The sequence below is a fragment of the Thauera terpenica 58Eu genome, assembly GCF_000443165.1.
Taxonomy (GTDB): domain Bacteria; phylum Pseudomonadota; class Gammaproteobacteria; order Burkholderiales; family Rhodocyclaceae; genus Thauera; species Thauera terpenica.
The window spans coordinates 1-13,681 of the sequence record NZ_ATJV01000057.1 but is presented as its reverse complement, the minus strand read 5'-3'; the positions used below and the strand labels follow the sequence as shown (position 1 = coordinate 13,681).

The 13,681-nt window shown below is 64.7% G+C and carries 14 protein-coding genes; 13 read left to right on the top strand and 1 reads right to left on the bottom strand.

Annotated elements, in window-relative coordinates; translation table 11 throughout:
• Positions 1–92: 92 nt before the first annotated feature.
• From M622_RS30700 to M622_RS30640, 13 genes are all read left to right on the top strand, one after another.
• Positions 93–653 (top strand): Uma2 family endonuclease, encoded by a 561-nt coding sequence (locus tag M622_RS30700; protein WP_021249492.1) that lies wholly within the window; start codon positions 93–95, stop codon positions 651–653.
• A gap of 30 nt (positions 654–683) precedes the next feature.
• Positions 684–935 (top strand): hypothetical protein, encoded by a 252-nt coding sequence (locus tag M622_RS30695; RefSeq protein WP_021249491.1) that lies wholly within the window; start codon positions 684–686, stop codon positions 933–935.
• A complete protein-coding gene (locus M622_RS30690) occupies positions 932–1,504 on the top strand; it encodes a Uma2 family endonuclease (protein WP_021249490.1) in 573 nt (190 codons plus the stop codon). The genes M622_RS30695 and M622_RS30690 overlap by 4 nt, the downstream gene beginning before the upstream one ends.
• Positions 1,505–1,813: 309 nt before the next feature.
• Complete coding sequence (locus M622_RS40715) at positions 1,814–4,057, top strand: flagellin N-terminal helical domain-containing protein (protein ID WP_021249489.1); 2,244 nt, start codon at positions 1,814–1,816, stop codon at positions 4,055–4,057.
• A gap of 245 nt (positions 4,058–4,302) precedes the next feature.
• Positions 4,303–6,519, top strand: coding sequence for a flagellin N-terminal helical domain-containing protein (locus M622_RS40710; protein ID WP_021249488.1), 2,217 nt, complete (start codon positions 4,303–4,305; stop codon positions 6,517–6,519).
• An 81-nt stretch (positions 6,520–6,600) separates the two neighbouring features.
• Positions 6,601–7,059 carry a flagellar protein FlaG gene (locus tag M622_RS30675; protein WP_021249487.1) on the top strand — a complete coding sequence of 153 codons (459 nt, stop codon included), beginning with the start codon at positions 6,601–6,603 and terminating at the stop codon, positions 7,057–7,059.
• 70 nt (positions 7,060–7,129) lie between these two features.
• The gene (gene fliD / locus M622_RS30670; RefSeq protein WP_021249486.1) at positions 7,130–8,506 is read left to right on the top strand and encodes a flagellar filament capping protein FliD; all 1,377 of its coding nucleotides are present in this window, start codon (positions 7,130–7,132) and stop codon (positions 8,504–8,506) included.
• Between the two features lie 23 nt (positions 8,507–8,529).
• Positions 8,530–8,955, top strand: coding sequence for a flagellar export chaperone FliS (gene fliS, locus M622_RS30665; RefSeq protein WP_021249485.1), 426 nt, complete (start codon positions 8,530–8,532; stop codon positions 8,953–8,955).
• 9 nt (positions 8,956–8,964) lie between these two features.
• Positions 8,965–9,294, top strand: coding sequence for a flagellar protein FliT (locus M622_RS30660; protein WP_021249484.1), 330 nt, complete (start codon positions 8,965–8,967; stop codon positions 9,292–9,294).
• A gap of 29 nt (positions 9,295–9,323) precedes the next feature.
• Complete coding sequence (gene fliK, locus M622_RS30655; protein WP_021249483.1) at positions 9,324–10,433, top strand: flagellar hook-length control protein FliK; 1,110 nt, start codon at positions 9,324–9,326, stop codon at positions 10,431–10,433.
• Complete coding sequence (locus tag M622_RS30650; protein ID WP_021249482.1) at positions 10,426–10,782, top strand: EscU/YscU/HrcU family type III secretion system export apparatus switch protein; 357 nt, start codon at positions 10,426–10,428, stop codon at positions 10,780–10,782. The genes fliK and M622_RS30650 overlap by 8 nt, the downstream gene beginning before the upstream one ends.
• 142 nt (positions 10,783–10,924) lie before the next feature.
• Positions 10,925–11,770: a flagellar brake protein gene (locus M622_RS30645; RefSeq protein WP_021249481.1), complete on the top strand. Its 846-nt coding sequence runs from the start codon at positions 10,925–10,927 to the stop codon at positions 11,768–11,770.
• Between the two features lie 11 nt (positions 11,771–11,781).
• Positions 11,782–12,558, top strand: coding sequence for a flagellar brake protein (locus M622_RS30640; protein WP_021249480.1), 777 nt, complete (start codon positions 11,782–11,784; stop codon positions 12,556–12,558).
• Between the two features lie 464 nt (positions 12,559–13,022).
• Here M622_RS30640 and M622_RS0120295 read toward each other — a convergent pair whose 3' ends face one another.
• Entirely contained in the window at positions 13,023–13,538 is a 516-nt protein-coding gene (locus tag M622_RS0120295; protein WP_021249478.1) for a hypothetical protein, read from the bottom strand.
• Positions 13,539–13,681: the final 143 nt, after the last annotated feature.

Below are 13,681 nucleotides of genomic sequence, written 5' to 3'. Positions count from 1 at the left end.
TTGACGACCACGGACGAAATCGAACAGCGAGCGCCGAGCGCCCCATCACCGCGACCCTCCCAGCAACGTATCTCTCGCCGGAAGAACACACCATGGCCCTGCCCCAGCCCACGCCCGCTTTCACTGCCGCCGACTACCTGCGCTGGGAAGCCGAGCAGCTCGACAAGCACGAATACCTGCGCGGCGAGACCTTCGCTATGGGCGGCGCCAGTCGACGCCACGTCACCATCTCGCTCAATGTCGCCTCTGCCCTCGACGACGCCCTGGAAGGCACGCCCTGCCGCGCCTACATGGCCGACATGAAAGTGCAGGCGGCGGCCGACGAAGCCTATTTCTACCCCGACGTCCTCGTCACCTGCGACCCCGCCGACCATCGCGCCGACCAGTTCATGCGCGCGCCCAAGCTCATCGTCGAAGTCCTGTCCCCCGCCACCGCCGCCTACGACCGTGGCGAGAAGTTCGCCGCCTATCGGCGCATCGCCTCGCTCACCGACTTCGTCCTCATCGACCCCGACCACCGCCGCATCGAGCACTACCGCCGCATCCAGGACAGCCGCTGGGAGTTGCAGGAAGTCGAACCCGAACAGGCGCTGCTGCTGCAAAGCCTGGATGTCAGCATTGCGTGGCAGAGGGTGTTTCGCAACGCGGATTGAGGCCGCCGGCGAAACTAGCAGGAGAACACCATGAGCAAGAACTCCTTCCCCCTACGCATTCAGGATGTCGAGCGCGAGCGCGGCCGACGGCTTGCAGAGGAGCTGGGCGTTTCCGAGAACCGCCTGTATTCCGAGCTGATCCATGACGGCCTGCTCATCCGCGAACAGATGCTGTACATGTCCAAACTACGTGAAATCGCGGCAGTGACCAGCAAGGCCGACGCGCTCAACATTCTTGCCCGCGCAGGCGACGAGACCCCGTCTGCAACCGACAGCTATTGACCAAGGAACAAGCCCTGCCCCAGCCCACGCCCGCTTTCACTGCCGCCGACTACCTGCGCTGGGAAGCCGAGCAGCTCGACAAGCACGAATACCTGCGCGGCGAGACCTTCGCCATGGGCGGTGCCAGTCGGCGCTACGTCACCATCTCCGGCAACGTCTTCAGCGCCCTCGACGACGCCCTGGAAGGCACGCCCTGCCGCGCCTACATGGCCGACATGAAAGTGCAGGCGGCGGCCGACGAAGCCTATTTCTACCCCGACGTCCTCGTCACCTGCGACCCCGCCGACCATCGCGCCGACCAGTTCATGCGCGCGCCCAAGCTCATCGTCGAAGTCCTGTCCCCCGCCACCGCCGCCTACGACCGTGGCGAGAAGTTCGCCGCCTATCGGCGTATCGCCTCGCTCACCGACTTCGTCCTCATCGACCCCGACCACCGCCGCATCGAGCACTACCGCCGCATCAAGGACAGCCGCTGGGAGTTGCAGGAAGTCGAACCCGAACAGGCGCTGCTGCTGCAAAGCCTGGAGGTCAGCATTGCGTGGCAGCGGGTGTTTCGCAACGCGGATTGAGCGCACATCACAGCCTGGCCCCGCTCAACACCAGGCGCACAGCAATACATGGTGGCTGGCCGCCTGCCGGCAAGCGCTGCGGTGTCGCTGCCGGCAATCCTGGCAATCCTTGCCGCATGACGGCAAAAATGGGTTGCGCGCCGCCGCCAGCCTCACCAATCAGCCGCTGAGAAACGGCTTTCCTGAAAAAATCTGAATCTGGCACGACTCTCGCTATGACTCCGTCAGAGAGCTCGGGCACCGGCATTCGCTGGCCTGCAAGAACATGACCCGAGCCCACTTCGAATCGGACATATCCGGAGATTCAAAATGGCACAGGTCATCAATACCAACGTCGCTTCGCTCAACGCGCAGCGCAACCTCAACACCTCGCAGAGCTCGCTGGCTACGTCGCTGCAGCGCCTGTCCTCCGGCCTGCGCATCAACAGCGCCAAGGACGACGCCGCCGGCCTCGCCATCTCGGAGCGCATGACTTCGCAGATTCGCGGCCTTGACCAGGCGCGACGCAACAGCAACGACGGCATCTCGCTCGCGCAGACCGCCGAAGGCGCACTGCAGGAGTCGGGCAACATCCTGCAGCGCATCCGTGAGCTGGCCGTGCAGTCGGCCAACGCCACCAACTCGGCCTCAGACCGCCTCGCGCTCAACTCCGAGGTCAACCAGCTCATCTCCGAGCTCGACCGCATCTCCAACACCACCAGCTTCAACGGCATCAAGCTGCTCGACGGCTCCTACAGCGCGCAAACCTTCCAGGTTGGGGCTTCGGCGCGCGAGACCATTTCGGTCAACATCGGCGCCTCGACCTCGGACCGGCTGGGGATCAACAAGGTTTATTCGAACAACCCGGTCGCAACCGATGCGATCAGCGCTGCGACGCTGAGCACGACGGCCGCTGTAGTTCAGCAACGCGGCGCGTTTTCGACCGCGACAACGGATGTCTCGACCGCACTTGCTGCGGCCATTCCCGCGCAGAACCTGAGCATTGCCGACGCTCAGGGGAACACGGAAACAGTGCCCGTTGCTGCCGGCTCCGGACTTGTGGCGCTTAAAGCAGATCTTGATGCCTCCACGCTGGCGTCCACCGTCACCATCGACCACGAACCCCATTCCCTGAAAGTCTCTCTGGCCGCGACCGGTAGCTGGGATGGCACAGACGACACCTACAGCCTGACGATTGGCAACGGTACAGCTACCCTTGCCCTCGGCATCACTTCCACCTCCGCTGACCGTTTCGAGGAGGATCTCGCGACGGCGGTTACAGCCTTCAATGCATCGACCAGCAAACCTGCTGGCATCACACTCACGCTGGACGGCACCGCCCTTACGATCAACCAGAGCAGCATCGGAACAACCGACGCAACAACGCGTATCACGGTTGGGATCGCAACAGCAGTTGGCGGCGCAGGTATCACCACCACCATCAACGGCGGAACGCTCGCCGCCGCTGGCGGCGCTGCAGACACCTATGTCCAGGAGGCCGGTGGCACCCTCACCTTCGCCGCAAGCGACGAAATCGTCAGCGTGACCTCGGGTGCGAGCGCAGCAAACAGCATCTTCGCCGCCGACCAAGGCGCCATCGGCCTCGCCCACACCAACACCGCCGCCGGCAACAACGTCGCCGCCCAGACCCTCACCATCAACGGCCAGACGCCCAGGACCGTCGCTGTCGCCGACAACGCCTCGGCGCGCGACATCGCTGCGGCCATCAACGGCGTCGCTGGCGAGACCGGCGTGCAAGCCAGCGCGCGCACCATGGCCCTGCTCAGCGGCCTCAGCGCCGACGGCGTGGTGTCCTTCAACCTCAACGGTACGGACATCTCATCCTTCATCACCCCCCGCGACATGTCCAACCTGGTCGATGCGCTCAACGCCAAGAGCAGCGCCACCGGCGTGATCGCCAAGCTCAGCGTCGACAAGCAATCGATCAGCCTCGAAGCGCAGTTTGGCGACGACATCGCCATCAAGGACTTCACCAGCTCGGCCGCCACCTCCGCCAGCCCGGTGACGCTCGCCGTGCAGGGCCTCAAGAGCCAGGACGGCGTCGGCGTGGCCAACAGCGGCCTGGCCGTGCGCCTCACCGACAACAAGAACGCCAGCGCGGCCGACTCGACCGTCATCGGTGGCGAAATCGAATTCAAGTCCCCCGGCAACTACTTCAGCGTCGCCAGCAGCCTGAGCGAAACCGCCGGCGGCCTGTTCCAGGGCACGGCCAACCAGCTGCAGGCCGGCGCCCTGCAGGACCTGCACTCCGTCAACATCTCGACCACCGAGGGCGCCGCCCGCGCGCTCGACATCGTCGACGGCGCCCTGGCCAAGATAAACGGCATCCGCGCCGACCTGGGTGCGGTGCAAAACCGCTTCGAGGCCACCATCGCCAACCTGCAGATCAACAGCGAAAACCTCTCCGCCGCGCGCAGCCGCATCCGCGACACCGACTTCGCCGCCGAAACCGCCGCGCTCACCCGCGGACAGATCCTGCAGCAGGCCGGCACCGCCATGCTCGCCCAGGCCAACGCCCTGCCCAACCAGGTGCTCAGCCTGCTGCAGGGCTGAGCGCGGCACGCCTGACCGATTCGAACCTGTGCCCTGACCGGGCCTTGCCCCGCGGCATGCGAATGCCAGCGGGGCTTTTTTCATGTGCCTGCCCACGTGCTGCGCGCACCGCCTAAAAAGCACTCAAGAAATCCCGCTGCTGCCCGTTAAATGCTCCAACGGCACACAGATCACGCAAGGTTCAGCAGTCCGAGGCGCGTCCAAGCCGGGTTAATCGAAGTTCTTCCACTTTCCTGGAGAAGATCATGGCAGCAGTCATCAACACCAACGTACAGTCGCTCAACGCCCAGCGCAACCTGAGTTCCTCGCAGTCCTCGCTGGCCACCTCGCTCACCCGCCTGTCCTCCGGCCTGCGCATCAACTCGGCCAAGGACGACGCCGCCGGCCTCGCCATCTCCGACCGCATGTCCGCCCAGATCAAGGGCCTCAACCAGGCCACGCGCAACAGCAACGACGGCATCTCGCTGGCGCAGACTGCCGAAGGCGCGCTGTCCGAATCGGGCAACATCCTGCAGCGTGTGCGCGAACTGGCCGTGCAGTCGGCCAACTCCACCAACTCCGCATCCGACCGCCTCGCCCTGCAGTCGGAAGTGAACCAGCTCGTCTCCGAACTGGATCGCATCGCCAACACCACCAGTTTCAACGGCCTCAAGCTCATCGACGGATCGTTCTCGCAGCAAAGCTTCCAGGTCGGCGCTTATGCCAACCAGACCATCAACGTCAACGTTGGCGCCGCCACCACCGACCGCATCGGGATCAACAAGATCGACAGCAACAACGCCGTCGCCACCAATGCCATTACCGCCGCGACGATGTCCACTTCCGCAATTAACATCGCGGGTGGCTCAGCTGCAGGTACAAGCTTGGCAGCGGCCAAGGCTGCAGCCTCGCCAACCCAAATCATCACCGTAACTGACGACGCGGGCAACGCCAGCACAGCCTCATTCGTAGCTGGCACTGCCTACGGTGCGACGGCGACCAACGACTACGGCGCGTTCAAGACCGCACTCGATGCTTCGGCACAGGTCGGGACAACGACTGCTTCGTATGCAGCGAATTCGCTGACCGTCAACTTCAATGCAACGACGTGGGACGGAGCTGCAACAGCAGACACGGTGAGTCTCAACATCAACCAAATCGCCTTCACGGTGACTGCGACCGGAACAGACACGACAAGCTTTGAAACAGACCTGCAGACTGCGGTTGCGGCTTGGAATACTGCGAACACTACCGCCTCTGGTGTGACCCTGACTCGCGATGGATCGTCAGTCAAGATTGGCACCAGCGGAGGGGAGAGCATCTCGATCGATACGGCAGCGACTGCGAACGGCGCCGTCGTCACAACGACCTACGGCGACAATAATGCCACGCTGAGCACTGGCGCCTACGTCCAGCGCGCTGCGGCCACCTTCGCCTTCGAAGCAGCCGACAAGATCGTTTCTGCCACCTCGACAGGCGGCGCCTTGGGCGTGGCTGCAGGGCAAGATGGCCTGAACGGCGTCGGCAATACCACTGCCGGCGCCAACAACGTGGCGGCACAGAGCCTGACCATCAACGGCCAGGTGCAGGAGACGGTCGATATCGCCGCCGGCACCGACGCCAAGGGCATTGCCGCCGCCATCAACGCCGTAGCCGGCAAGACCGGCGTGGAGGCCAGTGCGCGCACCACCGCCACCCTCAGCGACGTGTCCGCTGCCGGCGTGATTTCGTTCAATCTGAACGGCCAGGACGTCTCGGCCAACGTCAGCAAGACCAGCGACCTGACCAACCTCACCGACGCCATCAACGGCCAGAGCGCCAAGACCGGCGTCACCGCCAAGCTCAACGTGGAGAAGGACAAGATCGAGCTCGTCGCCGCAGACGGCCGTGACATCAAGATCGAGAACTTCAACAACTCCGCTGTCGACGACCCGAACGTCACCGGCGCCAGCATGAAGGTGCAGGGCGGCATCGGCGACGACAAGAAGGGCCTGGCCACGGTGCTGAGCGACACCAACGCCCCCACCACCGACACCGACTCCACCACCATCGGCGGCAACGTCGAACTGAAATCGACTGGTGGCTATTTCAGCGTCGCCAGCGACAAGGCGGACAGCGCAGGTGGTCTGTTCTCCGGTGATGCCAAACAGTTGCAGGCCGGTGACTTGAAAGCGGTCAACAGTATCGACATCTCCACCGTCGCCGGCGCGACCGCCGCACTCGACATCGTCGATGGCGCACTCTCCAAGGTCAACAGCATCCGCGCCGACCTCGGTGCGGTGCAGAACCGCTTCGAGTCGACCATCGCCAACCTGCAGACCAGCACCGAGAACCTGTCGGCCGCGCGCAGCCGCATCCGCGACACCGACTTCGCCGCGGAAACTGCCAACCTGACGCGTTCGCAGATCCTGCAGCAGGCTGGCACGGCGATGCTGGCTCAGGCCAACGCCCTGCCCAACCAGGTGCTCAGCCTGCTGGGCTAAGAACTGGCGCTTGAAGCACTTGGCTGAACCGGGGCGCAGGGTGAAAATACCCTGCGCCCCTTATCGCATCAGGAGTTCGACATGAATGTCCAGCCTCCGGGCCCCAGCGCGAACATGCTGCCGCCCACCGCCCCTGCCCCACCCATTGCCCCCAACCCCAGGCCAGCGGACATGGACGGCGCGAACGCCCACGGCGCTGGCCTGGCGCAGGGCGACATCCAGGCCAGTGGTGTGCGCGCCGCACCACCTGCCGGCCCCCAGGCGCTCACCTCGCAGCGAACACAGGGCGCGGACGAGCCCGGCGCAAAAGTCGTCAGCCCCGGGCAAGTCGAAAAAGCCGTCGAGGACGTGCAGCGCTTTGTCGAAACCATGACCAACAACCTGCAGTTCAGCATCGACGACGATTCGGGCCGTACCGTGGTAAAAGTGGTGGACCGCCAGACCGAGGAAGTGCTGCGCCAGATCCCGTCCGAAGAGATGCTGGACATCGCGCGCGCGCTGGGCAAGCTGAAGGGCTTGCTGGTGGAACAGAAGGTCTGATTCTTGCTTCTGGATTCGGACCGGCGTCGCCGGTTTGCCTGCAGACAAGCAGATTCACAGGAGAAACGTCATGGCTTCGTCCCTTTCCGTTGGTGGCCTGGGTTCCGGCATCGATGTCAGCGGCATCGTCAGCCAGCTCATGGAAATCGAGCGCCAGCCGCTGAAGGCACTCGACACGAAGGAAGCCAGCGTACAGGCAAGAATCTCCGCCTTCGGTTCGATCAAGAGCTCGCTGTCCACGCTGCAGAACGCCATCGCCGGCCTCAAGCTGCCGGCGGGCGGCAATGCGCTGGATTTTTACTCGACTTACAGCGGCACGCTTTCCGATGACGGCGTGGCGAGCGTCACCGCCACCGACGGCACGGTGCCGGGCAAGTATTCGCTTGAAGTCACCCAGCTGGCGAAGGAAAACCGCCTCATCTCCGCCGCCGGCACCAGCATCGGCAGCGGCGAGCTGACGATCTCGCTCGGCTCGGCCGACGGCACGGCCACCACCAGGAGCACCACGGTAAGCATAGGCGACGGCAGCCTCAGCGCCGTGCGCGACGCCATCAACGGCGCCAATGCCGGGGTGACGGCGGCAGTGATCAACGGCGACGCCGGCCCGCAGCTGGTGCTGAGCGCCAACGAAGGCGGCTCGAAACAGTTCATCAGCCTGTCGGGCGTGAGCGGGCTGGACTATTCGCCCGCGGCGCCCACCGCCAACTTCACCACACAGCAGACGGCACAGAGCGCGCTGATCACGCTCAACGGTGTGGCGATCGAGTCGCAAAGCAACAAGATAAGTGACGCACTCGAAGGCGTGACCATAGACCTGAAGAAAGCGACCGAGGCCGACAAGCCGGTGACGCTGACGCTGGCGCGCGACACCTCGAGCATCAACAAGGTGCTGGAGAAGTTCGTGAGTGCCTACAACGAATACAACACGCTCGCACGCGATCTCGGCCGCTACGACCCCAGCACCGACAAGGCCGGCGCGTTGCTGGGCGACTCCGCGTTGCGCGGCGCGGACTCCAAGATGCGCTCGATGCTGTCGAGCGTGCCCGCCGAGCTCGCGGGCCTGGACAAGAAGACCCTGTCGGACATCGGCATCTCGACGCAGAAGGATGGCAGCCTGAAACTGGACAGCGGCAAGCTCGACAAGGCGCTGGCGGCAGACTTTGCCGGCGTGGCCAAGGTGGCCGCGGGCTACGGCCGCTCGATGGACGGCATCATCACCGGTCTGATCGGCTCGGAAGGGGTGATCACCGGCAAGACCACCGGGCTGCAGAGCTCCATCACCAGCATCGACAAGCAGCGCCAGACACTCGAGCAGAGGCTGGACGGCATAGAAGCACGCTACAAGGCGCAATACACCGCACTCGACACCCTGGTTTCGGGCATGTTGCAGACCAGCACCTATCTCGAACAGCAGCTGGCCTCCCTGTCCAGTTTCAACAAGAAATAATCCGTTTTCAAGAGGGCAAGATCATGTTTGGAAGCTCCTTTGCCCGCGCCAATGCCTACGCCCGAATCGGGGTGGAAACCGGCGTCAGCGCTGCCGATCCGCACAAGCTCATCCTGATGCTGTTCGACGGCGCCATCATGGCGGCCACGGCGGCCGGCGTGGCGATGGACAACAAGCAGATTCCGGTCAAGGGCGAACAGATCTCCAAAACGATAGAGATCATCATCAACGGTCTGAAGATCAGTCTCGACCTGAACGCCGGCGGCGAGCTCGCCGAGCGCTTGTACGCCTTGTACGACTACATGGCCGACCGCCTGCTCTATGCCAACCTGCACAACAACCGCGCCGCACTCGACGAGGTGATCGAGCTGCTGAGCGGGCTGCGGACGGCATGGCAAGGCATCGCCGTCAACACCACCGCCGGCGCCAACGCCGCACAGCCTGGCTGAGGAAATCCCATGCCCACGACGCTTGAAACCCTGCACCAGATGCTGGCACGCTACAACGACATGCTTGACCTGGCCGAAGCCAACAACTGGGAGGCGCTCGCCGCCATGGGCGAGCAGTGCGCCCAATTGCGCACCGCCCTGCAGGCGACCGGGGGCTTCGTCGACCACGCCAAGCCTGCGGATCTGCCCGCCCTGCATGAGGCACTGCAGGCGATCCTCGCGCTTGACGCGCGCATCCGCGAACACACGGTGCCCTGCCTGGAAAGCACCCGCCAGTTGTTGTCGGGCGCAGTGCGTGACCGCAGCGTGCGCCAGGCTTACGCCGCCTTCGGCGCATAGCGGGGCCGCTCAGCCGCCCCTCGCCGGCCATGATCCCCGCCGACCTCGCCGCCCGCCTGCGCCTCATCAACGAAGCGAGCTTCTTCAATACCGAGCCGCCCGTAGCGGGCTTGCAGCGCGCGCGTCAGATCCAGGCGCAGCTGCCCGAGCTGGTGCCGGGCCAGCGTTTTTTCGCCACCCTGCAGCGCGCCCTGCCCGACGGCACCTTCCGCGCCCTCGTCGCCGGACAGCAGATGACGCTGTCGCTCAACACCGCGGCAAAGTCGGGTGACACGCTCGAACTCGAAGTCTCGCAGCTAACGCCACGGGCGGTGTTTGCGCGCATCGTTGGTCAGGACGCCGGCACGCCCTCGGCCGCCCTTTCCGCCCAGCCCGCGCTGAGCCAGACCGGCCGCCTGATCAGTTTTCTGCTCACCGGCCAGCCCCCGCCCCCACCACCCAGCCTTGCCGCCAACCAGCCCCTTCTTGGCGCGCCACCGACCAGCGGCGCCCAGCTCGCGCCCTTGCTGCGCCAGGCGCTGGGGCAAAGCGGCATGTTCTACGAAGCGCATCAAGCCGAATGGGTGATGGGCGCGCGCGACACCGCCAGCCTGATGCGCGAACCGCAGGCGCAGGCGAGCACCGGCCGCCCCGCAGGCACGCCTGCCCAGACTCCCGCGCAGACTGCGCCGCCGGGCGTGCGCTCTGAGGCAGCCGAGGCAGGCGGGCGCCCCAGCGCCGCAGCGCTCGCCGCCAGCGCCGACGACAGCGCTGCGCTGCGCACCCAACCCATACCCGAGCGGCTGCTCCCGCTGGTGCATCAGCAACTCGACGCGCTCGCCACGCAGCAATACATCTGGCAGGGCCAGGCCTGGCCGGGGCAAGCCATCGAATGGATCATCGAAGACCCCGAACACGATGGCGAGGACGGCGAGCAGACCGAACAGAACTGGAACACCACCTTGCGCCTCACCCTGCCGCGCCTGGGCAACGTGGAGGCGCAGCTGCACCTCACCCCGGCCGGCGTGGCCCTGCGCTTGCGCACCGATGACGCGGCGACGATGAGCGCCCTGGATGCACGCGCGGCCGAACTGGCCTCGGCCCTGGAGGCCGCCAACCTCAAGCTGACCGGCCTGGTGGTGGAGCGCCAGCATGACTGAGCCCGGCCCCAACAGCCCCAAGTCACCCGCACGCAACGAAGCGGTGGCGCTGGCCTACACCGCGGGCGAAGCCGCGCCGCGCGTGGTCGCCAAGGGCAAGGGCGTGGTGGCGCGAGAGATCATAGAGCGCGCACAAGAAGCCGGCGTGTACGTGCACGAATCGCCCGAGCTGGTCGGGCTGCTGATGCAGGTCGACCTCGACACCCGCATCCCGCCCCAGCTCTACGTCGCGGTCGCCGAGCTCCTGGCCTGGCTGTATCGGGTGGAGCAGGACGCGGCCCAGGCCGCCGCACCGCCTCAGCCGCAGAACCTGCCCGCGTCGCTGCGTCCGCGACCCGAGACGCCCTGAGCATGGCTGACCCTGGCACCCACCACAGCCGCGCACACGGCACCCGGCTGATTCCGGCCAAGGCACGGCGGCGCACAGTCGTGCTATAAGCAGGGACATCGAGCGCGGCCCCACAGCGGCCGCCCCACCCCGAACCCAGCCCATGGCCATCGAACACGAACACACCCGCGTCGAGCTGATTCACGCCGACGACGAAGCGCGCTATCTGCTCAGCGATCGACGCGAGATCGCCGCCATCCTGCGTCAGCTCATCGAGGCCCACGCGCTGCTCAGCGCGCGCCTGCGACCGGGCACGGATACCTTCATCACCGCCATCCTGGGCGTGGCCGAAGACGGCGAAAGCCTGGTCATCGACGCCAGCCGCGACGACGCGATCAACGCCCGCATCATGGGCGAGGCCAGGAACCCGACCGCGGGCGCAAGCAGGGCTGAAGACGCTGCGACCACGGATCCCGATCAAGCCGTGGTGCTCGACTGCGTGACCCAGCTCGACCGCGTGCGCATCCAGTTCGGCCTGAAAAGCCTGCAGCTGACCAGCTCGGAAGGCAGCGCGGCCTTTCGGGCCGCGCTGCCGCAACAACTGCTGCGCCTGCAAAGGCGTGAGTTCTACCGCCTGCAGGCCCCGGTGACGCAGTCACTGACCTGCACCCTGCCCTTGCGCCACACCGACGGCGTCGTGCGCAACGCCGATCTGCGCGTCCTGGACATCAGCGGTGGGGGTGTCGCCATCGCCGTACCGCCAGCGGATGCGGCGCTGGAAGCCGGCATGGAACTCATGGACTGTCAGCTCAAGCTGCCCGGCAGCGCACCCATTCCTGCCCGGCTGAGCGTGCGCAACCTGTTTCGCATCACCACCCCCAACGGCATCGAGATGCTGCGTGCCGGCTGCCAGTTCACCCACATGCCGCGCGGCGCCGAAGACACCATCCAGCGCTACATCCTCAAGGTCGAACGTGCGCGCAACGCCCGCCAACGCGCCTTGCGCTAGACCCGCCCGCCATGTCAGACGAAATCCAACAGGCACCTGTCGACATCAGTGGCAGCGATGAGCTGGAAAAATACACCCTCCATGGTCGCCGCCAGATCCGCCAGCTGCTCGAAGAGCTGATGGAGCATCACGCCCTGATCGCCGCCCATTTCGGCAACAAGCAGTCCTTCGTCACCGCGCTCATCGGGCTGTCCGAGGATGAGGACAGCCTGTTTCTCGATGTCAGCCCGGACACAAGCATCAACCGCCGCGTGCTGGCGGACGATCGCCTGTTGTGCGTGACCCAGCTCGATCGCATCCGCATCCAGTTTGCACTGAGCGAGTTGCAGGAAGTGAGCCGCAGCGGCCACAACGCTTTCCGCGCGCCGGTGCCCGAGCGCATCCTGCGCCTGCAGCGCCGGGAGTTTTTCCGGCTGCAGGTGCCGATCGCCCACGCACCGAGCTGCATCCTCAACGCCAAGGGGGTGGATGACACACCACGGCAAGTCGATGCGCGCGTGCTCGATATCAGCGTCGGCGGCGTGGCGCTGCAACTGCCAACCGCGGTGGCGGAGTTCGTCATTGGCGGCAAGCTCGACGACTGCACCCTGCGCCTGCCAGAGCTCGACCCCATCCCGCTACGCCTGGAAGTGCGCAACATCAACCACAACACCCAGCGCAGCGGCACCGAACTGCTGCGCCTGGGTTGCCAGTTCGTCGGCCTTTCACGCAGCGGCGAGAATGTCATCCAGCGCTACATCTTCAACACTGAACGCGAACGCAACGCGCGCGAGCGAGGCGGCATCTGAAACGGCTGGCAGCGGCGCACGTAAAAAAGCGGGCCTGGGCCCGCTGATGCTGTGTCTGGGTGTCTTGCAGAGGACGACGCACGCTCAAAGCGCCGTGCCGATGCCGCAAACTATCACACCGGCATGTTCATGATGTCCTGTACTGCCGAAAACACCGCAACCTTCATTTATTGCTACAATTTTCAGCGCATCTATTCCGATTTTACCCACATACTTACCCGCATGATGGTTTGATGCCGTTTGCTGTCAACGCCGACGTAAACCTGACCCGTGGGTCAGATTCACATCGACGCTAACAGTTTGCCGCGAACGTCGCCGCTCCGCCTCGCCTGTGCCGACCGCACACCTCGCGCTAATGCGCTCACTGAACATAGCCCTTGACCTGCGTCAACAACGCACTGCGAAGGCGGCAGTGAATGCACAGCTACCGGCAAAGACAGCGCATTGAACACGCGCAGCCATGATCACGGAATCGAGCACGGATTCCCTGCTGGTTCGATAGGTGCCACGCGCGTTCGGAGCACATGACTGACCGTTTCCATGACTGACACACGAAGCAATTGCTTGTCGGTTTCGACGCCGCGGACCGCTCTCGCGGTGAAACCTGAGACGATCGCACTAATCATTTCATACTGCACCGAAATAGTCTTCTCAAGCACTTCGCCGTCCAGGGCTCCGTTTGCAAGACGCAAGATCTTGTACGCGCTCTCTCGCGCGCGCAGATCCAGCGCACGAACAAGAGCCAAAATGCGCGGGTTCCGCGCGCCTTCGGCAAGGATTTCCAGTCTCAGACGCGCGTTCTCCGGATTCGCGTAATACAGAGCCACGTCGCCCGAACGCCTGACGATTGCTTCAACCACATCGCGTTCATTGCGCACGCTGTCATGGATCTCGAGCAAGGCTTCGAGCTCGGCTTCTGCGATTGCGGCAATGATCTCTTCCTTGTTCGCGAAATAGTAATAGATGTGCCCGGCACTCACCCCTGCCAGGGTGGAGATGTCAGTGATGCTTGCACCATGGAACCCCTTCTCCCTAGGTGTTTAGTCCCACGGTGTGCTGGTGTAATTTATAGCCAGCTACGGAGGGAAGATCTATGGGACAGGTACTTCACGGATGCGCCCGC

Coding starts and splice junctions, on each gene's coding strand:
- M622_RS30700 (WP_021249492.1), top strand. CDS start 93: ATGGCCCTGCCCCAGCCCACGCCCGCTTTCACTGCCGCCGACTACCTG.
- M622_RS30695 (WP_021249491.1), top strand. CDS start 684: ATGAGCAAGAACTCCTTCCCCCTACGCATTCAGGATGTCGAGCGCGAG.
- M622_RS40715 (WP_021249489.1), top strand. CDS start 1,814: ATGGCACAGGTCATCAATACCAACGTCGCTTCGCTCAACGCGCAGCGC.
- M622_RS40710 (WP_021249488.1), top strand. CDS start 4,303: ATGGCAGCAGTCATCAACACCAACGTACAGTCGCTCAACGCCCAGCGC.
- M622_RS30675 (WP_021249487.1), top strand. CDS start 6,601: ATGAATGTCCAGCCTCCGGGCCCCAGCGCGAACATGCTGCCGCCCACC.
- fliD (WP_021249486.1), top strand. CDS start 7,130: ATGGCTTCGTCCCTTTCCGTTGGTGGCCTGGGTTCCGGCATCGATGTC.
- fliS (WP_021249485.1), top strand. CDS start 8,530: ATGTTTGGAAGCTCCTTTGCCCGCGCCAATGCCTACGCCCGAATCGGG.
- M622_RS30660 (WP_021249484.1), top strand. CDS start 8,965: ATGCCCACGACGCTTGAAACCCTGCACCAGATGCTGGCACGCTACAAC.
- fliK (WP_021249483.1), top strand. CDS start 9,324: ATGATCCCCGCCGACCTCGCCGCCCGCCTGCGCCTCATCAACGAAGCG.
- M622_RS30650 (WP_021249482.1), top strand. CDS start 10,426: ATGACTGAGCCCGGCCCCAACAGCCCCAAGTCACCCGCACGCAACGAA.
- M622_RS30645 (WP_021249481.1), top strand. CDS start 10,925: ATGGCCATCGAACACGAACACACCCGCGTCGAGCTGATTCACGCCGAC.
- M622_RS30640 (WP_021249480.1), top strand. CDS start 11,782: ATGTCAGACGAAATCCAACAGGCACCTGTCGACATCAGTGGCAGCGAT.